Here is a 20,262-nt window from a genome sequence, read left to right on the forward strand (position 1 = left end):
GAACCCGCTTCAAACTACTTGCCGATGCAAAAGCTCGAAAAAATCACGCCCAGCAGGTCATCGGAAGTGAACTCACCCGTAATCGCCCCCAGCGCGTTCTGCGCCAAGCGCAATTCTTCGGCCAGGATGTCAAGGGCCGGGGCCCGCGCCTGTAACTGCATGTGCGCTTCATCGAGGTGCGCGGCCACGGCCTGCAGCGCCTGCACATGGCGCGCGCGGGCGATGTACACGCCCTCGGGCGCCGACTGCCAGCCGGCCACCTCCAAGAGCGTGCGGCGCAGCACGTCCAGCCCCGCGCCCGTGCGGGCCGACAGCTGCACGGAGCGCCCGGCGCCCTGCGCCAGAGCGGCCGCGCCCTCGTCCACGCAGTCGATCTTGTTCCAGACGTCGATCACCGGCACCGAGGCCGGCAGGCGCAGCGCCATGTCGGCATCGATGGCGGCATCGCTCTCGGCATAGGCGGCCGTGTGGGCACGCGACAGGTCGTGCAAAAACAGCACCGCATCGGCCCCGGCGATTTCGTCCCAGGCGCGCGCGATGCCAATGCGCTCCACCTCGTCCTCGCTGTCGCGCAGGCCCGCGGTGTCGATCACGTGCAGCGGCACGCCCTCGATCTGGATGGTCTGCTGCACCTTGTCGCGCGTGGTGCCGGCAATCGGGGTCACGATGGCCAGCTCCGCCCCCGCCAGCGCGTTGAGCAGCGAGCTCTTGCCCGCGTTGGGCTGGCCGGCGATCACCACCTTGATGCCCTCGCGCAGCAGTGCGCCCTGCTGCGCGCGCTGGCGCACGCGCGCCAGGGTCTGCTGCAGCCGGTCGAGCTGGCCCTGGGCGTCGGCCTGCTTCAAGAAGTCGATGTCCTCCTCGGGAAAGTCCAGCGTCGCCTCCACCAGCATGCGCAGGTGGACCAGCGCATCGCGCAGCGCGTGGATCTCGTTCGAGAACGCCCCCGTGAGCGAGCGGCTCGCACTGCGCGCCGCCGCCGCGGTGGAGGCGTCGATCAAGTCGGCAATCGCCTCGGCCTGCGCCAGGTCGATCTTGTCGTTGAGGAAGGCGCGCTCGGTGAACTCCCCGGGCTCGGCCACGCGCAGGCCGGCCAGCACGGCAGGGCCGCCCTCGGCCTGCATGCCCGCCGCCGCCTCCAGGCAGCGCGCCACCAGGAGCTGCAGCACCACCGGGCCGCCGTGGGCCTGCAGCTCCAGCACGTCTTCGCCGGTGTACGAATGCGGCGCCGGAAAGTACAGCGCCAGCCCCTGGTCGATGGCCTGGCCGTCCGCATCGCGAAACGGCAGGTAGTGCGCCTCGCGCGGGCGCAGGTCGCGCCCACACAGGGCCTGCACCAGCGGCGCAATGCCCTTGCCCGACACACGCACGATGCCCACGGCGCCGCGCCCCGGGGCAGTGGCAATGGCAACGATGGGATCGGCGTGGCGGGCAAGCATGGTGGGCGTGACTTTACAGGGTAGGGCGTTCAATGAAAAAGGCCGCTTGCGCGGCCTTTCGGGGTCAGTCAGCGATCAGGCGGTGATCACTTGAACTTGGGCAGGTTGAACTGCGGCGGCACGCCCATGCGGGTGTTGATGATCCACTGCTGCGCGATGGACAGAATGTTGTTCGTCAGCCAGTACAGCACCAGGCCGGCCGGGAAGAAGAAGAACATCACGCTGAAGATCAGCGGCATGAACCACATCATCTTGGCCTGCAGCGGGTCCGGTGGCGCGGGGTTCAGGGCCGTCTGCAGCAGCGAGCTGACCGTCATCAACAGGGGCAGGATGAAGAACGGGTCCGGTGCCGACAGGTCGTGGATCCACAAGACCCAGGGCGCGTTGCGCATTTCCACGCTGGACAGCAGCACCCAGTACAGGGCGATGAACACCGGGATCTGGATCATGATGGGGAAGCAGCCCCCCATGGGGTTGACCTTCTCCTCGCGGTAGATGCGCATCATCTCCTGCTGCATCTGCTGCGGCTTGTCCTTCAGGCGCTCGCGCATCTCCATGATCTTGGGGTTGATGGCCTTCATCTTGGCCATGCTCGAATAGGCCTTGGCGTTGAGCCAGTAGAAGGCGATCTTGAGCAGCAGCACCAGCGCCACGATAGCCCAGCCCCAGTTGCCGAGGATCTTGTGCAGCTGGTCCAGCAGCCAGTACAGCGGCTTGGACAGGATGGTCAGCCAACCGTAGTCCTTGACCAGTTCCAGGCCGGGGCTCAGGGTTTCCAGGGTCTTCTCGACCTGGGGGCCGGCGAACAGGCGCGCGTCCAGCGTCTTGCTGGCGCCGGGGGCGATGGCGCCCAGCTGGGTGATCATGCCCACCGAGTACAGGTTGGTGTCCACCTTGCGCATGAACAGGTTGCGCGGCACGCCATCGGCCAGCAGCCAGGCCGTGGCGAAGTAGTGCTGCACCATGGCCACGTAGCCGTTGGTCGCATCCTTCTGGATGTCGATCTTGCCGGCCTCGATGTCCTTAAACTCGACCTTCTGGTACTTCTTGGCCTCGGTGTAGACCGCCGGGCCGGTGAAGGTGGAGTAGAACGACGACTCGCCCGGCGGCTTGTTGCCGTCGCGCACCAGCTGCAGGTACAGCTCGGGCGACACGGGGGCGGTGCCGGTGTTCACCACTTCATGCTTCACGGCGATGTCGTAGGTGCCGCGCTTGACGGTCCAGGTCTTGACCAGCTTCACGCCGCCCTGCTCGGGCGACTCGAAGCGGATGGACAGCTCGTCCTGCCCGTCCTTGAGCTCGCGCGGGCCGGCCACGGCCGTCATCAGCGTCTTGTGCGTGGGGAAGGCGCCGCCGATCAGGCCGGTCTGTGCCACGTACACGCGGTTGGCGCTCTCGTCCAGCAGCAGGAAGTTCTTGCCGCTCTTGTCGCCGATGTCGGCGTGCTTGAGCAGTTCGGCATGCGTCAGCGAGCCGCCTTCGCTGTCGAAGGTGAGGCGGTAGACGTCGGTCGTCACCTGCACGCGCTCACGCGTGGCAGGCGCTGCCGTGGGAGCCGGCTGGCCAGGCACGGCCGCTGCGCCCTGGCTCGCGGCGGCGGCCACAGGGGCGCCAGTCGCGGAAGGCACGCTCGCCGCGCCGGCCGAAGCCGAGGCGGTGCCCGCAGGCGCAGGCGCGGCCACGGGGGCTGCGGTGGGGAAGAAGGTGGCCTTGTTGCCATTGTGCAACTGCCACTTGTCCCACAGCAGAACCATGGAAAAGCCAAAAATCACCCACAGTATGGTGCGGCGAATGTCGTTCATGAAGACTTCTTTGGTGAGGATGTTGGAGTGGTGGACGACGACGCAGTGAAGCGCGAAAAAAGCCGCATGCTGCGCGGCAGCTCCTGCGGGACCGGGTCATGGCCCCCGTCACACCAGGGGTGGCAGCGTACCAGCCTGCGCACCGTGAGATAACTGCCGGCCGCCGCGCCATGCTGCTCCAGCGCCTGCAGCGAATAGACGGAGCAGGTCGGCTCGAAGCGGCAGGCCGAGCCCAGCCAGGGGCTCAGGAACAGGCGGTAGCCCTTGACCACCCCGATGAGCAGCGCACGCATCATGGCGCAACCGCCGACACCCGCGGCGCGCTGGGGCTTTTGTCGCTTCTGCTACCGCCCAGGCCTTTGCCAGCCCCGCCACCGGTGCCCTGGCCAGGGCCCGAACGCTTGGCGGCGTAGCCGAACAGCTGCTGCAGCTCGGCCCGCACCGCCTCTTTGAGCTGCTCGGACGTGGCGCTGATGAACTGCTTGCGATCGAAGGTGCTGCGCAGGCGCACCACGTGGGCGGCCTGGGGCAGGCGCGCCTCGAATGTGGCGCCCACCGTGTAGATCTGCCGCTTGATGGTGTTGCGCGTGACCGCACGGCGCGCCCAGCGCTTGGGCACCATGGCACCCAGCCAGACCTCGTCGGAAACGGCAAACAGGGCCTGCGGCGAAACGCCGGGCCCTGCGGGGGATGCCGATGCGGCTGGCTCTGCCGTGGCGCTGGCGCCAGACGCAACAACGGCACCGCCAGTCGTGGCAGTGCCATCAGCGCCCAACACCAGGCGGTGCAGCGCAAAATGGGCGGTACGGGACACGGTGCCCCCCGCCATGGTGGCCTGGAACTGCGGACGGGTTTTCAGCCGTTGCATGCAAGCGCCCCCGTTTGGTACCTGACGGTGCAAACCGGGGTGCAGGCCCAGGACCGAGCCGGCCTTAGACGGCCAGGCGCTTGCGGCCCTTGGCGCGGCGTGCGTTGATGACGGCACGGCCACCGCGGGTCTTCATGCGGACGAGGAAACCGTGGGTGCGGGCGCGGCGGGTCTTGGAGGGCTGGTAAGTACGTTTCATGGTGCTCTATTCCTTGAGGTTCAGTTCCGGACTGCTGCGCAGAAATAACGGCACGCCCGGTCAAATCGCCCTGAACACATTCAGGGAAACCCAAAATTATCGCAGGCTTGTGGCCCGCTGGCAATGCCCGCGGCAGGGAAGACCCTGTGGCGCGCTGGAATCAGGGGTTCAAAATGCCATTTCCGACCCCACCGCCAGGGGTCCGAGCCCATTGGAGAAACCGGCCTTTCAAATTGTGGATAACTCCTTGACAAGCTACAATGCCCGGCCCAGCACCGTTCCTCCTATCCACAAAAAGAATCACCCGATAAATGACCGAGGAACCCTCCAGCAGCTCCGCATCCAACCCCGGGGCCGACGCAGGCCAGGGCCTGTGGCAGGCCTGCCTAGAACAACTGGCGCAAGACTTGCCAGAGCAGCAGTTCAACACCTGGATCAAGCCCCTGGTGGCGCAGGTGACCGAAGACTTCTCCAAGGTGACGCTGTTCGTCGCCAACCGCTTCAAGCTCGACTGGATCCGGGCCCAGTACGCCAAGCGCATCTCGCTGCTGCTCGAAGACCTGTATGGCCAGCCCGTCACGTTGGAGTTAGCGCTCGCTCAGCGCGAAGCGGTTACCCGTACTTACGTGCGCCCCAATGCGGCCGGCACACAAACCCCGGTGTCCCACAATGACCAGCAGGGTCAGGGGCAGGGCAACAGCCACAACAACCACTCCGGCAACGGCAACAGCGGCAGCAGCACCCCCGACGAATCGGCCGGCGCCTTCCGCAACCGCCTGAACGCCGGTCTCACCTTCGAAACCCTGGTCGAGGGCACGGCCAACCGCATGGCGCGCTCGGCCGCCATGCACGTCGCGGGCATGCCCGGCCACCTGTACAACCCGCTGTTCATCTACGGCGGCGTGGGCCTGGGCAAGACCCACCTGGTACACGCTGTGGGCAACCGCCTGCTGGCCGACAAGACCGACGCCAAAGTTCTCTACATCCATGCCGAGCAATTCGTGTCGGATGTGGTTAAGGCCTACCAGCGCCGCACCTTTGACGAATTCAAGGAGCGCTACCACTCGCTGGACCTGCTGCTCATCGACGACGTGCAGTTCTTTGCCAACAAGGACCGCACGCAGGAAGAATTCTTCAACGCCTTCGAAGCCCTGCTGGCCAAGAAGAGCCACATCGTGATGACCAGCGACACCTACCCCAAGGGCCTGGCCAACATCCACGAGCGGCTGGTTTCGCGCTTTGACTCGGGCCTCACGGTCGCCATCGAGCCGCCCGAGCTCGAGATGCGCGTGGCCATCTTGATCAACAAGGCGCGCGTGGAAGGCACCGAAATGCCCGAGGAAGTCGCCTTCTTCGTGGCCAAGAACGTGCGCTCCAACGTGCGCGAGCTCGAAGGCGCCCTGCGCAAGATCCTGGCCTACTCGCGCTTCAACCAGAAAGAGATTTCCATCCAGCTGGCCCGCGAGGCGCTGCGCGACCTGCTGTCCATCCAGAACCGCCAGATCTCGGTCGAGAACATCCAGAAGACCGTTGCCGACTACTACAAGATCAAGGTGGCGGACATGTACAGCAAGAAGCGCCCGGCCAGCATTGCCCGCCCGCGCCAGATTGCCATGTACCTGGCCAAGGAACTGACGCAAAAGAGCCTGCCCGAGATCGGCGAACTCTTCGGCGGCCGCGACCACACCACGGTGCTGCACGCGGTGCGCAAGATTTCGGGCGAGCGCCAACAGCTGACCGAACTGAACCAGCAGCTGCACGTGCTGGAACAGACGTTGAAGGGCTGAGCCACCGTGCGTTATTCCCAGGCCGTTTTTGTAAGAACCTGTTCGGCGCTACACCGTCGCAGAAAACAGGTTGGAACCTGTTTACGCCCTATCCGAGGCCGCGCAAGTGCATTGCCGGGATGGGATGCTAGGCGCGGTGCGCAGTTGATAGCCCAGCTATCAACAAGCGCCGCAACGCCGCAGACCGCCCGGCAAGGCACTTGCCCGAAGGGTTGGGACGAAATCGGGCGATTGGACACCCCGGCTGCTTGCATGGGCATGAGCCCATGCGGCGCACCCGAAGCATCCACTCATCCCGATTGCGTCACAACGCGGCCACGGATAGGGCGTAAACAGGTTCACACAAGGCAAAATGGGGGGTTTATGGGCAGCAGGGGGGCACAACCCGTGCCGCTGCCCGCACCGTTCCAAAAAAGATCCACAAGCAAGGGGTTGATGACATGATCGTCCTGAAGGCAACACAAGACAAGGTACTCGCGGTTCTGCAATCGGTGGCTGGCATCGTGGAGCGCCGCCACACCTTGCCCATCCTGGCCAACGTGTTGATCCGCAAGACCGGCAACGCGCTGCAGCTGACGACCAGCGACCTCGAGATCCAGATCCGCACCACGGCCGAACTCGGTGGCGACACGGGCGACTTCACCACCACCGTGGGTGCGCGCAAGCTCATCGACATCCTGCGCACCATGCCCAGCGACCAGACGGTGAGCCTCGAATCCGCCCAGTCCAAGCTGATCTTGAAGGGCGGCAAGAGCCGCTTCACCCTGCAAAGCCTGCCGGCCGAGGACTTCCCGCTGGTGCAGGAATCGGCCGCCTTCGGCCCCGTGTTCGCCGTGCCGCAAAAGACGTTGAAGGACCTGCTGGGCCAGGTGTCGTTTGCCATGGCGGTGCAGGACATCCGCTACTACCTCAACGGCATTTTGTTCGTGGCCGAGGGCAAGCAGCTCTCCCTGGTGGCCACCGACGGCCACCGCCTGGCCTTTGCCAGCGCCACGCTGGACGTGGAGGTGCCCAAGCAGGAAGTGATCTTGCCGCGCAAGACCGTGATCGAGCTGCAGCGCCTGCTGTCCGACGCGGGCGGCGAGAACCAGCCCCACATCGAGATGCAGTTTGCGAACAACCAGGCCAAGTTCACCTTTGGCGGCATGGAGTTCGTGACCAAGCTGGTCGAGGGCAAGTTCCCCGACTACAACCGCGTCATCCCCAAGAACCACAAGAACAGCATCACCCTGGGCCGTGCCCCGCTGCTGGCCAGCCTGCAGCGCACGGCCATCATGACCAGCGACAAGTTCAAGGGCGTGCGCCTGAACCTGGAGCCCGGCACCCTGCGCGTGGCGTCCAACAACGCCGAGCAGGAAGAGGCCGTGGACGAGCTCGACATCGACTACGGTGGCGACACCATCGAGATCGGCTTCAACGTGACCTACCTGATCGACGCCCTGGCCAACATGGGCCAGGACATGGTGAAGGTGGAGCTCTCGGACGGCAACAGCTCCGCGCTGCTGACCATCCCCGACAACGAAAGCTTCAAGTACGTGGTGATGCCCATGCGCATCTAGCCGTGCGCCGTGCCCCCGCCTTGCGCGCCGGGCACACCGCATGAGCTATTGATTTGATAGCTGCTCGCCCTCATATGATGGGGATCAGAGCCCTATTTGAACCTTTTTCGACAGACACATTGGAAGCCCACCCCGGCTTCCCCGGATCCCAAGGCCCACCATGACCGCTGACAACAACCTGCCCGAGCAAGAAGAACCTACCGGCACTGGTGAGCCCGTTCCGCACAAGATCGACACCAACCAGGCCGGCGCCAGCGAAAGCTATGGCGAAGGCTCCATCACCATCCTGGAAGGCCTGGAGGCCGTGCGCAAGCGCCCCGGCATGTACATCGGCGATACGTCCGACGGTACCGGCTTGCACCACCTGGTGTTCGAGGTGGTGGACAACTCCATCGACGAGGCCCTGGCCGGCCACTGCGACGACATCGTCGTCACCATCCACTCCGACAACTCCATCAGCGTGACGGACAACGGCCGCGGCATCCCCACCGGCGTGAAGATGGACGACAAGCACGAGCCCAAGCGCAGTGCCGCCGAGATTGCGCTGACCGAGCTGCACGCCGGCGGCAAGTTCAACCAGAACAGCTACAAGGTGTCGGGCGGCCTGCACGGCGTGGGCGTGAGCTGCGTGAACGCGCTCTCCAAGTGGCTGCGCCTGACCGTGCGCCGCGAAGGCAAGGTGCACCAGATCGAGTTTGCGCGCGGCTTTGTGCAAGACCGTTTGCTCGACACCGTGGACGGCTTCGAAGTGAGCCCCATGAAGGTGACCGGCGAGACCGAAAAGCGCGGCACCGAGGTGCACTTTCTGCCCGACACCGAGATCTTCAAAGAGAACAGCGACTACCACTACGAGATTCTGGCCAAGCGCCTGCGCGAACTCTCGTTCCTGAACAACGGCGTGCGCATTCGCCTCAAGGACGAGCGCAGCGGCAAGGAAGACGACTTCTCGGGCGCCGGCGGCGTGCGCGGTTTTGTCGAGTTCATCAACAAGGGCAAGACGGTACTGCACCCCAACTCGTTCTACGCCGCAGGCGAGCGCCCGGCCGAAACCTACGGCGGCATCCCCGGCACGCACATCGGCGTGGAAGTGGCCATGCAGTGGAACAGCGCCTACAGCGAGCAGGTGCTGTGCTTTACCAACAACATCCCCCAGCGGGACGGCGGCACCCACCTGACCGGCCTGCGCGCCGCGATGACCCGCGTCATCAACAAGTACATCGAAGAGCACGAGTTTGCCAAGAAGGCCAAGGTCGAGGTGACCGGCGACGACATGCGCGAAGGCCTGTGCTGCGTGCTGAGCGTGAAGGTGCCCGAGCCCAAGTTCAGCAGCCAGACCAAGGACAAGCTGGTGTCGAGCGAAGTGCGCGCGCCCGTGGAAGACATTGTGGGCAAGCTGCTCACCGACTACCTGCAGGAGCGCCCGGCCGACGCCAAAATCATCTGCGGCAAGATCGTGGAGGCAGCCCGTGCCCGCGAAGCCGCCCGCAAGGCCCGCGAAATGACCCGCCGCAAGGGCGTGCTCGACGGCATGGGCCTGCCCGGCAAGCTGGCCGACTGCCAGGAAAAAGACCCCTCGCTGTGCGAGATCTACATTGTGGAGGGTGACTCCGCCGGTGGGTCTGCCAAGCAGGGGCGCGACCGCAAGTTCCAGGCGATCTTGCCGCTGCGCGGCAAGATCTTGAACGTGGAAAAAGCCCGCTACGAAAAGCTGCTGACCAGCAACGAAATCTTGACGCTGATCACCGCCCTGGGCACCGGCATCGGCAAGGCCGGCGGCACCACGGGTGGCGATGATTTTGACGTGGCCAAGCTGCGCTACCACCGCATCATCATCATGACCGATGCTGACGTTGACGGCGCCCACATCCGCACCCTGCTGCTGACCTTCTTCTACCGCCAGATGCCCGAACTGGTGGAGCGCGGCCACATCTACATTGCCCAGCCACCGCTGTACAAGGTGAAGGCCGGCAAGGAAGAGCTGTACCTGAAGGACGCGCCCGCGCTCGACGGCTTCTTGCTGCGCATTGCGCTGAACCACGCCAGTGTGAGCACCGGCGGTGCCAACCCGCAGGTGCTGACCGGCGAGACCCTGGGCGAACTGGCGCGCAAGCACCAGGTGGCCGAGAGTGTGATTGGCCGCCTGGGCAACTTCATGGACACCGAAGCCCTGCGCGCCATTGCCGACAGCGTGACCCTGAACCTGGACAGCGTGGCCGAAGCCGAAGCCAGCGCCGTGGCCCTGCAGGCCAAGCTGCGCGAGCTGAACACCACCGGCGCGCCCGCTGAAGTTGCCGGCGAATTCGACGCCCGCACCGACAAACCCATCTTGCGCATCAGCCGCCGCCACCACGGCAACATCAAGAGCAGCGTGATCACGCAGGACTTTGTGCACGGAGCCGACTACCAGGCCCTGGCCGAAGCCGCAGAGACCTTCCGCGGCCTGCTGGGCGAGGGCGCCAAGGCCCTGCGCGGCGAAGGCGAAAAGCGCAAGGAAGAAAAAGTGGGCGACTTCCGCCAGGCCATGAAGTGGCTGATCAGCGAAGCCGAGCGCAGCACCAGCCGCCAGCGCTACAAGGGCCTGGGCGAGATGAACCCCGAGCAGCTGTGGGAAACAACGATGGACCCCAACGTGCGCCGCCTGCTGCGCGTGCAGATCGACGACGCCATCGAGGCCGACCGCGTGTTCACCATGCTGATGGGCGACGAGGTGGAGCCGCGCCGCGATTTCATCGAGACGAATGCGCTGCGCGCGGGCAATATCGACGTGTGATGCGGTAGGGCGAGGTCCAGGACGCGAAAACTATTTCTAGTGACGTATCCATAAGAGGCATGCATAGAGCTCCCTGCCATGTATCTGGGAACAGAATGAGTACCGAAAGGGACCAACTCGATGCACCGGAGGCAGCCGACATGCAAGGAGTAGAGGAGCTCCCGCCCAGGGCCTCAGCCATGATCGAGGCGATGCGTGACATCGGCTACTCGCTGGAGTCGGCGGTCGCGGATATCATCGACAACAGCATCACCGCCCGCGCGAGCGCCGTGGATATGCGCTTTGGCTGGCACGAGGGCAGAGCTTGGATCGGCATCATCGACGACGGCGAAGGCATGCCGCCTTCTGTTCTTAGGGAGGCCATGAGGCCTGGCACGCGGAATCCGCTCGAGTCGCGAAGCAAGGATGACCTCGGGCGCTTCGGTCTCGGCTTGAAGACTGCCTCGTTCTCCCAGTGCCGCCGCCTCACCGTCCTAACCCGCCACAACAGCATTGAGTCAGCGGCGAGGTGGGACCTCGACTACGTCGCTGAGACCGACAAGTGGACCCTGCAGCGCCCGGCTGCCGATGAACTGGCACTGATGCCGTGCTTCAGCGAACTGGGTCCGCAGGGCACTTTGGTGATGTGGGAAAACATCGACCGGCTCGAGTTGGATGGTCGCGAGGAGCAGGGCCACCAGCAGTTCAACGAACAGATGGCCGTAGTCAGGGAGCACGTCGCCCGAATCTTTCATCGCTTCATTGGCGGGGAGCGAGGATACGCCAAACTGGTCATGCGGCTGAACATGGCGGAGATCCCGCCGTTCGATCCCTTCAATGAAAAGAGCACAGCGACGCAGGTGCTCCAGGAAGAGCGCGTAGTTATCAAGGCGGGTGACGTGCGAATGCAAGCCTACGTGCTGCCGCATCATTCCAAGGTGACCCAAGCCGAATACCAGCGCTTGGCCGGCACCGAGGGCTATCTCCGGAATCAGGGGTTCTATGTCTACCGGAACCGCAGGCTCATCGTCTGGGGAACTTGGTTCCGCTTGGCGCCGCAGGAGGAGCTGACCAAGCTCGCGCGAGTCAAGGTCGACATCCCGAACACCCAAGATGCGAGCTGGGCCATCGACGTCAGGAAGTCGCGTGCACGGCCCCCAGCCGCTGTCCGTGCACGGATGAAGCAGATTGTCGAGCGCATCCGTTCCTCGGCCAAGCGGCCGTACACGCACCGGGGCACGCCGGTGTCGTCCGGGCCGACTGCCGCCGTTTGGCAGAGGCGCGCGTTTAACGACGTCGTCAGATATGAAGTCAACCCCGAGCACCCTCTAGTCGCAGACCTTCGTGCGGACTTGGACAACGATATCCGAACCCGGCTCGACGCTGTGCTGCGTATGGTGGGCGAGGCATTTCCCGCAGCGATATTCTTCAGCGACTACGCGACGAATCCGCGCGCACTAGAGCCTGCTACCTGCAATATGGATGCCTTGGTGACCCTTGCGCGCCTTATCGCTGTGGCAAATCCTGGAATAGACCAGAAGGGGTTGACGGATCTCCTCCGCGACATCGAGCCGTTCGCCGCTTGGCCCAAGGAACTCGACAAGGTGGCGCGTGACGCGCTGTAGGGCAGAACATGAAGGGAGAACAACGTGACCTTGAATGACCTCGAAAACAATGCCATAGGTGTCCTCGCCACCATGCAGGAGCGTACGCCCGAGTCTGTCCGGATGGCGCTGACGACGCTGCTGATGCTCAGCCCGGACCTCAAGGCGCAGACATCCGCAGAGCAGCTCGAACTCTGCGCGCAGCGCATCGAGACCAAGTTGTTTGTGCGCGTGAACGATTCGTCCTCCATCAAGTTCGACGGCGAATTCAAGCCCTGGCTGCCGCAGCGCCGGGCGGAGGTCGACGGACATTTCTACTACCCACGCTACCGTCGCTGGCTGAGCCAAAAGGGATTCGTCTCGCCGGTTCTGGGTGTCCTGGACAAGGACACCGATAAGATTGTGGGGTTGCTGGGTGACCCCCTCTTGGCCAAGCCCTGGGCACGCCGAGGTCTGGTCGTCGGACACGTCCAGTCCGGCAAGACCGCGAACTATTCCGGCGTCATCAGCAAGGCCGCCGACTACGGCTACAAGTTCATCGTCGTCCTCGCCGGCATCCAAGAAGACCTGCGCGCGCAAACGCAGGAGCGGGTCGAAGAGAGCTTTATCGGTAGCAACTCCGACAAGGAGGCTAAGGACCCTATCGTTGGTGTCGGTCGGCTCGGGCTAGACCGGAGGCCCTCTACGCTGACCAGTCGGGCGGATGATTTCAAAGTCATGCACGCGAGGCTGACTATGCCGATCCAGTCGCTGAAGGAGCCGCTGATCCTCGTGATGAAGAAGAACGCGAGGGTGCTCGGCAACTTGGTCGAGTGGCTGAAGACGAAGAACAAGGACCCTTCGGGCCGTATTTCTGGCACCCCGATGCTACTTATCGACGACGAAGCTGACAATGCATCGGTCAACACCTCGGCAAACGCCGACAGCCCCACCAGCATCAACGGGCGCATACGCGAGCTCTTGTCACTGTTCGACAAGAACGTCTATCTGGGATATACCGCGACCCCGTTCGCCAACATCTTCATCGACCCGGAGTCGGTAGACGCGATGGCGCGGGAGGACCTGTTCCCCCGCGACTTCATCGTGTCGCTGGATGCTCCAACGAACTATGTCAGCGCGGCGCGCCTGTTCGGGGTCGACGGGGACCTCGGCGGCTCTCTCATCGAAGTCGAGGATCACGAGGCCAGCCTGCCGGAGAAGCACAAGATCAGCTGGAAGGTTTCCGCACTCCCTCATTCGCTCAAGGAGGCAGTCGCCACCTTCCTGCTGGCCAGAGCTATCCGTTGCTGCCGTGGAAACGGCACCAACCACTCATCGATGCTCATCAACGTCTCGCGCTTCAATGACGTCCAGACGCAAGTCACGGGTTTGGTGAAGAACGAGTTGGTCAGGTACCTCGAAGCATGCCAGGGGCATGCGGCCCTCCCCGAGGCTCAGGCACTGCGTGACCCGGCGCTCGCCGAGCTGCGCCGCGTATGGGACGCCCAGTTCGCGGGGAAGATGACGGAGACTTGGTCAGACGTTCAGCGACGACTTCGCGAGGCCGTTGGCCCGGTAGACGTGCGGAAGATCAACGGCAAGTCACCCGACACGCTGGACTACAAGCGCAACGAAGAAACTGGGCTTCACGTCATCGCTGTTGGGGGTTTCGTGCTGTCCAGGGGGTTCACGTTGGAGGGGCTCACCGTGAGCTACTTCCTACGCAGCTCGATGATGTACGACACGCTGCTGCAGATGGGGCGGTGGTTCGGGTATCGGGATGGATACGCGGATGTCTGCCGCGTCTACATGACCGACGATGCAATTGGCTGGTACTCGCACATCTCCGAGGCCATCGACGAATTGCGCGATGAATTCAAGCGCATGGAGCGCGCCAACCGAACGCCGTTGCAGTTCGGCCTGCGGGTGCGATCCGACCCCGAGTCGCTCATTATCACTGCCCGCAACAAGATGCGGACGGGCAAGCCTGTTCGACACAGCATTTCGCTCGGCGGCACGCTGATCGAAACCACTTCCCTTAGGAAGAATGCGCTCGAACAGAACCTCAAGCTGGCGGAGGAGTTCGTCGCCTCGCTGGACCGACAGCATGGTTCCCGGCTCGTGGCTTCGGACGCCGGTTGGCTGTGGTCCGGCGTGACCGCCGCCGAGGTGCGCGATTTTGTCGGCCGTTTCCGCAACTACGACGACCTCTGCATAAAGACTCAGGCGGAGCCTGTGAATGCCTACATCCAGGCACGCGAGGGCGACGAGATGCCCGAATGGGATGTCTGCCTTTTCAGCCCCGCAAAGGCCGACGCTGGCTCCTTTCCGCTCGGGGACAGACTAGTGCAATTGCAGGAGCGAAGCTCAAGCTGGGACACGGCCGATGACGGCATCGGGTACTTCCGCATCAATGGCAAGTCATCACGCGTCGCTTCTCGTGGGCAGGAGCGGGTAGGTCTTACCGACGACGAGGCGAAGACAGCCCGTGACGACTTTTTTGAAATCTCCGGCAACGAAGGCAAGAGCATCTCAGACAAAGCCTATCGGTTGGCGCGGACACGGCCCCTACTGATGCTTCATCTGCTCCTCTTGCGGGAGAGCAGCCCACCGAAGGACCAGCAGGCCCGGGAAGAGCGGGGTGCGCTTGCCTGGGGCATTAGCTTCAAGGCAACAGACCGCCCCGAACAGCAGGTCGAATACGTGGTTAACACGACGTGGTGGAAGAGCAACTTCCAGGAGGACTTGGAGGAGGCGGCGGAAGAGTCGGAGCAGGCCGATGCGTGAGAGCCCTTGGAAAGGCCTGCCTCCCGGCACGCCTGGAACCCTTTCGGTGCTTCGGGTTCCAGGCTTGGCGAGGATTGAAGCGTTCTGGGGACGGAAGCCGGACGGCCGGCTGGCGCTGCTCATAGCGCTTCACCAAGTCGAGGATGTCCCGCTGGAACTGCCTACCGTGAGGGGCATCGAACTCTTGGTCGTTGCTGCTGACCGTCGGCTTCAGCTTGTGCTTGAGCCCACCGGCGACTGGGAGATGTTCCATGCCCTGTGTCTGGACCTGCTGTCCGCAGCCGATGGGGGCAGTGATGAAGCCACTGGATTGCAGCTTTTAGTGTCGAGGCTGTTGCGCTGGCAAAAGTTCCTGAGCAAGGGAACCGGGAAGCTGCTCGATGAGCGCGAGGTCCGCGGCCTCATCGGCGAACTGCTGTTCCTTCGAGACTACTTGGTGTCGATGGTCGGCACCGCGGCCGTCGAGTGCTGGCAGGGACCGCTGGGCCTCCCGCAGGACTTTGTGTTCGACGGGAGACTGGTCGAGGTGAAGACGTTCGCTGCGGGTTCCGACCCTTCCGTTCGCATCACGTCTGCTGAGCAGCTGACGTCTGGCGGAGTGCCCCTCTTCCTGCACTTGGTCTGCCTTGTCCGCCAAGACAATAGCCTGAACCTGCCAGACCTTGTGGATGAACTGCGGCGACTCCTCGCCTCAAGCCACGCAGCGGCAGAGTCCTTCGAGGACAGGCTGTTGACTATGAGATACGTTGACCTGCCGGAGTATCGCGCGATGTCTTATGCGGCGACGTCAGTTGGCGACTATGAGGTCCGCGATGGGTTTCCTCGGATGACCACAGAACATGTTCCTGCCGGCGTCAAGGACGTCGCCTACTCGATCTGCCTCGCAGATATGGGGCCCTTCGCTGTATCGGCAAGCGAGGTGACGGGCGTGATTGGAGCTCAGAAATGACGGACGACGAGTTCCACGCTGAGCTCATGCAGATGGTGGCGGCGCGCGCAGCGGCCACGGCGGACTTCTCTGTCGCAGCGTTCACGGAGCTTGTCGCCGAGGCCCTCGTCGATTCTGGTGCCATCCAGGAATTCGTGCCGCTACCGTTCAAGAGTCCCAACGGCAGCATCCGCATAGAGGGCTACGGGTTTGCGGACGAAGGTCTGACCCTTGACCTGATCGTCGCTGAGTTCGATGGCGGAGAAGTGGTCCAGACGCTGACCAAGACGGCCATGGAGCCGTGCTTCCGCCGGGTCGAGAAGTTCTTGCTCCAGGCACCGAAATCTGCATTCCGCGACACCATCGACGTCAGCCACCCGGCCTGGGGGTTTGCGCGCCAACTTAGCGATCAGTTGCCCGGCATCAGCCGGGTGCGCTTCCACGTGCTCACAGACGAGGTGTTGTCAGGTGCGGTCAAGGAGATTCCTTCCCAGCAGGACGGTGGTCGCGAGCTGACGTATCGCGTATGGGACCTCAGGGCTATCCGACGCCTTATGGCATCGTCCGAACCGGAAGAAATCGAAATAAACTTGGTGGAGATGTTTGGCGAGTCGCTGCCGTGCTTGGCCGCCAACTCGGGTGGGGAGGGTAGTGCCTCCTACCTGACCGTCATCCCGGGTGCTTGGCTTGCGGCAATCTACGACCGGTGGTCTGGTCGGCTACTGGAGCAGAACGTGCGGACGTTCCTGCAGGCAAAGGGCAAGGTGAACAAAGGCATCCGCAAGACCATCCTCGAAGAGCCCGACCTGTTCTTCGCCTACAACAACGGCATATCGGCAACTGCAAGCCAAGCTGAGTTTGCCGAGCAGGATGGCGCTATTCGGCTGGAGAAGCTGCGGCACCTGCAGATCGTCAATGGCGGCCAGACCACTGCGTCGATCTTCAACGTGATGAAGAAGGACAAGGGCGTCAACCTAGACCGCATCCGCGTCCAGATGAAGCTGTCGGTCATCAAGCCCGAGTTGGTCGATGAGATGGTGCCCCGCATCTCCCAGTATGCCAACAGCCAGAACAAGGTCAGCGACGCAGACTTCTTCTCCAACCACCCGTTCCATGTCCGCATCGAGGGCATTTCTCGCAGGCTCTGGGCTCCGGCACCAGAGGGCGTGCTGACCCAGACGCACTGGTTCTATGAGCGGGCCAGAGGGCAGTACGCGAATGCCAGCGCGTGGCTGACGCCGGCAAAAAAGCGGGAGTTCGACCTCCAAAATCCACGCGGGCAGGTAATGACCAAGACTGACTTGGCCAAAGTGGTCATGACGTTCCGCGGCAAGCCAAACATCGTCTGCTTCGGCTCGCAGAAGAACTTCATGCAGTTCGCCGAGTTCGTCGGCGAGTCTTGGAAGGATGAGGGCATCGACTTCAACGACGCCTGGTTCCGGCACGCTGTGGCCGGCACGCTCATCTTCCGTGCCCTCGAACGTAGTGTGCAGAAGGCAGACTGGTATTCGCAAGGCTACAGGGCGCAGATCGTTACCTACGCCATTGCCCTGATGCAGCACCACCTCGGCAAGGGAGGGCAGGTGTTGGACTTCGAACGCACTTGGCAACGCCAAGCGCCGTCCAGCAAGCTGCTTACTGCGCTGTTGGCGGTCGGGGCACAGGTCAATCATCGGATCGTCGAGACTGCGGCGAAGTCCGGCATTGCGAACGTCACGGAATGGTGCAAGCGTGAGCGTTGCTGGGAGGACCTCAAGGCGCACGTCGACACCAGCTTGTTTGATGACTTGGACGCAGACCTTGTGTCGTCAGAAGCCGCAACGTCGGGTCGTCGCGGTGCGCGGAAGGAGCAGAAAGTCACCAACGAGGTCGAGGCACAGACGCTGGTGGTGAACCGCGGGTCGCCCTACTGGCAACTGTTGCTGCGATGGGCGGAAGCGGGGACGGTGATGACACCGTCAGAGGTGGATGTGCTGCGTGTCGCCGCGCGAATGCCGAGGATGATCCCTACGGGGCCTCAGTCCGTAAAGTTGCTTCAGGTGGCTACCAAGGCCGTCGACGAGGGTTGGACGGCCTGACTCGCCCACCATGGTTGATATCGTTTCCCTTGCGAACCGCAGCCGGATGATGGCTGGCATCCAGAGCAAAAACACCAAGCCCGAGTTGATCGTCCGCCGGATGCTCTTCGCCTCGGGCTACCGCTTCCGACTGCATCGGCGTGATTTACCAGGCGCGCCTGACATCGTCATGCCTGGTCGCAAGGTCGCAATATTTGTCCACGGATGCTTCTGGCACATGCACCAAGGCTGCCGATTCTCAAAGATGCCCGCCACGCGGCCCGAGTTCTGGAAGGCCAAGCTCGAAGCCAATGTCGAGCGCGACCGCCGGGCGGTCGAGAAGCTCCAGGCGTTGGGCTGGCGAGTGCTGTGCATATGGGAATGTTCAACGCGCCAAGCCGACACTGCAGCAGGCCTGCAAGCGGCCATGAGCGCCTGGATCGAGGGCGGCGAGCTACTTGGCCAGATCGGAACGCCGTCGCGGAATTGAGCTGTTGCCCGCCAACCAAAGCCCTTGGTGCCTTGTCCGGGAAGGCCCCGCCCTCGCCGGCCTCACTGGCGAGGTGAGGACATGAAATCGTAGATGACCTCAGCGATCTGCCTAGCAAGAAGTGGCGGGACTGCATTGCCGATCTGCCCGTATTGCTCGGTGCGATTCCCCTCAAAGAAGTAGTTGTCAGGGAAGGTTTGCAACCGCGCGGCCTCGCGCACCGTAAGGCTCCGGCACTGCGCGGGGTCCGGATGGATGTAGTAGTGCCCGTCCTTCTTGATGTGGGCCACCACCGTGGACGATGGGAACTTGCCAATCTGCACTCGGAAGCGATCCTTGAACGGGATGGTTTCGCCGCCCACGTTTCCATGCTCTGGCAAAAGTTTCGGTGGAAAGTTGTGCAGGTTCGGGGCGTATTTCTGTGTGGCAGCGAAGCACGCCGCGAACATGTAGCGGTGCAGGTCCGACCGCATATGACTGCGAGTCTCGTGCTGGAGAACGCCGCCCACCTTGGAGTCCAGATACCACTCGCGCAAGGGCTTGGGCATTGCATCCCCCGGATCGACAGCCATGGGGATAAAGGTCGAGCCATAGGTGGCGTGCTTTTCGGCCTTCTTAATGAACTTTTCCATGGCCGCTTCGATGGCGATACGTACTGGAACGTGCCACCCTTTGAGGGCCAGGGGAGACTCCCGCAGGGCCTTCATCCAAGCCGCTTGTGAATCTGGCTCCTTGGACAAACGGCTACGAAGCTCCGGTAGGCCCGCGAGCGCGGCGCTCACGCCCACCTTCTTATTGACCTTCGTCAGCAGGAAACGTTCGGGGTTCTCGGCGAGAGCTGGAGTGGCCTCTGCCACGTCGGAGCGGATGCCGAAGAGGATGACGCGATGGCGGCTTTGTGGGATGCCATGGTCGTCAGCCTCGATCACATAGTCGTTGGGGTCGAACTCTTCCCCCTCGGCCCTGTGGACCACCAGCGACCGAACCTCGTAGCTCAGGTTCTCTCGCGGTGATTTGAGGTCGGCGAGAATTTTCTCGAAGATGCGCTTGCCCGAGTTCGTGGAGTTCAACATCCCCTTGACGTTCTCCATCACAAAGACGGCAGGGGCGAACTGCTGAATGATCCGCAGATATTCGGTGTAGAGGAAGTGCTTGGCGTCAGCTTCGAACTTCTTAGGGTCCTTGCTGCGCAGGCGCGAGCGCCCGGCGAGCGAATAGGCTTGGCACGGCGGGCCGCCAATGAGCACCCAGTCAGTCTGATTGCCAAGCGCGTCTCGAATCCAGCCATCCACCTCCTTGGCTGGGACGACGCCGAGCTCCGCGCAACGCGCCTCCTTGGCAGCCTGCTCGGCTGCGTCCTTGATGTCGGGATGGCCTATGAACGCTTCGCGCGTGATCTTCCCGCCGATGTAGTCGTAGTAACAGTTCGGGACCTTGCCCTTGGCGAATTTTCGGAAGATCGATCTCAGCAGCAGAGTCCGATGGGCGATGAGGTCCATTTCGATTGAGACCTTGACAGCGAAGCGCCGCGCGCCGGTCTCGTCAAAGATAGACGAAAAGCCTTCGCACAGCCCTCCCGGCCCAGCGAACAAGTCGATCACTGGAATTTCACTGCGCCGCGCCATCGTTAGTTTGTCTCGTGTTTAGGTCATGGAACCATCGAACTGCCCGACGGGGGGCGCAACAAGGGCTCGACATTGACAAGCGGAACATGGCTCAATTTAGAAAACTCTACAGTTTAACGGCTCCTATGGAGAGCCCAACCCGGGTAGTTCTAGTCGAAACTGCAGCTTAACTTTGGCGCGAGCCAAAATGCAGCACCTACGCACCTGATTCAAAGGGAAAAGCCCCTTTGTGAGAAGGCACGCTCACCATCGCCAGCCAACGATTCAAGAGGCGGGAACAGAGCTTTCTCGCCGTCTGTTGCACCTGAGCAACTGCTTGCAGCACGGGCTATAACTGGAAATCCTCAAGGCGCCAAGCGCCACGAAAAAGGTTTAACCCCATCCTCCGA

General features: G+C 63.0%; 14 protein-coding genes. 8 read left to right on the top strand and 6 right to left on the bottom strand.

What is annotated here, in order from left to right:
- Positions 1-14: 14 nt before the first annotated feature.
- The 5 genes from mnmE to rpmH form a co-directional block, all read right to left on the bottom strand.
- Positions 15-1,439, bottom strand: coding sequence for a tRNA uridine-5-carboxymethylaminomethyl(34) synthesis GTPase MnmE (gene mnmE / locus AC0IZS_RS08390; RefSeq protein WP_471635209.1), 1,425 nt, complete (start codon positions 1,437-1,439; stop codon positions 15-17).
- An 86-nt stretch (positions 1,440-1,525) separates the two neighbouring features.
- Positions 1,526-3,241 (bottom strand): membrane protein insertase YidC, encoded by a 1,716-nt coding sequence (gene yidC, locus AC0IZS_RS08395; protein ID WP_471635210.1) that lies wholly within the window; start codon positions 3,239-3,241, stop codon positions 1,526-1,528.
- Positions 3,238-3,537, bottom strand: coding sequence for a membrane protein insertion efficiency factor YidD (gene yidD, locus AC0IZS_RS08400; RefSeq protein ID WP_471635211.1), 300 nt, complete (start codon positions 3,535-3,537; stop codon positions 3,238-3,240). Before yidD ends, yidC begins: the two co-directional genes overlap by 4 nt.
- Positions 3,534-4,109 (bottom strand): ribonuclease P protein component, encoded by a 576-nt coding sequence (locus tag AC0IZS_RS08405; protein ID WP_471635212.1) that lies wholly within the window; start codon positions 4,107-4,109, stop codon positions 3,534-3,536. Before AC0IZS_RS08405 ends, yidD begins: the two co-directional genes overlap by 4 nt.
- A 64-nt stretch (positions 4,110-4,173) precedes the next feature.
- A complete protein-coding gene (gene rpmH / locus AC0IZS_RS08410; RefSeq protein WP_005798102.1) occupies positions 4,174-4,308 on the bottom strand; it encodes a 50S ribosomal protein L34 in 135 nt (44 codons plus the stop codon).
- 311 nt (positions 4,309-4,619) lie between these two features.
- On the opposite strand from rpmH, the gene dnaA reads away from it, so the two are divergent.
- From dnaA to AC0IZS_RS08450, 8 genes are all read left to right on the top strand, one after another.
- Positions 4,620-6,095 (top strand): chromosomal replication initiator protein DnaA, encoded by a 1,476-nt coding sequence (gene dnaA, locus AC0IZS_RS08415; RefSeq protein ID WP_471635213.1) that lies wholly within the window; start codon positions 4,620-4,622, stop codon positions 6,093-6,095.
- Positions 6,096-6,535: 440 nt separating this feature from the next.
- Positions 6,536-7,654: a DNA polymerase III subunit beta gene (gene dnaN, locus AC0IZS_RS08420; protein WP_007854794.1), complete on the top strand. Its 1,119-nt coding sequence runs from the start codon at positions 6,536-6,538 to the stop codon at positions 7,652-7,654.
- A gap of 160 nt (positions 7,655-7,814) precedes the next feature.
- Complete coding sequence (gene gyrB, locus AC0IZS_RS08425; RefSeq protein ID WP_471635214.1) at positions 7,815-10,424, top strand: DNA topoisomerase (ATP-hydrolyzing) subunit B; 2,610 nt, start codon at positions 7,815-7,817, stop codon at positions 10,422-10,424.
- Between the two features lie 179 nt (positions 10,425-10,603).
- Complete coding sequence (locus AC0IZS_RS08430) at positions 10,604-12,028, top strand: ATP-binding protein (RefSeq protein WP_471635215.1); 1,425 nt, start codon at positions 10,604-10,606, stop codon at positions 12,026-12,028.
- 24 nt (positions 12,029-12,052) lie between these two features.
- Entirely contained in the window at positions 12,053-14,773 is a 2,721-nt protein-coding gene (locus AC0IZS_RS08435; protein ID WP_471635216.1) for a Z1 domain-containing protein, read from the top strand.
- The gene (locus AC0IZS_RS08440) at positions 14,766-15,722 is read left to right on the top strand and encodes a PD-(D/E)XK motif protein (protein WP_471635217.1); all 957 of its coding nucleotides are present in this window, start codon (positions 14,766-14,768) and stop codon (positions 15,720-15,722) included. The genes AC0IZS_RS08435 and AC0IZS_RS08440 overlap by 8 nt, the downstream gene beginning before the upstream one ends.
- Complete coding sequence (locus AC0IZS_RS08445) at positions 15,719-17,779, top strand: AIPR family protein (protein ID WP_471635218.1); 2,061 nt, start codon at positions 15,719-15,721, stop codon at positions 17,777-17,779. Before AC0IZS_RS08440 ends, AC0IZS_RS08445 begins: the two co-directional genes overlap by 4 nt.
- A gap of 10 nt (positions 17,780-17,789) precedes the next feature.
- A complete protein-coding gene (locus AC0IZS_RS08450; protein WP_471635219.1) occupies positions 17,790-18,248 on the top strand; it encodes a very short patch repair endonuclease in 459 nt (152 codons plus the stop codon).
- Positions 18,249-18,310: 62 nt separating this feature from the next.
- Here AC0IZS_RS08450 and AC0IZS_RS08455 read toward each other — a convergent pair whose 3' ends face one another.
- On the bottom strand, positions 18,311-19,873 hold the full coding sequence (locus tag AC0IZS_RS08455) for a DNA cytosine methyltransferase (protein WP_471635220.1): 1,563 nt from the start codon (positions 19,871-19,873) through the stop codon (positions 18,311-18,313).
- Positions 19,874-20,262 lie beyond the last annotated feature (389 nt).

It is taken from the genome of Acidovorax sp. AC410 (genome assembly GCF_979253235.1).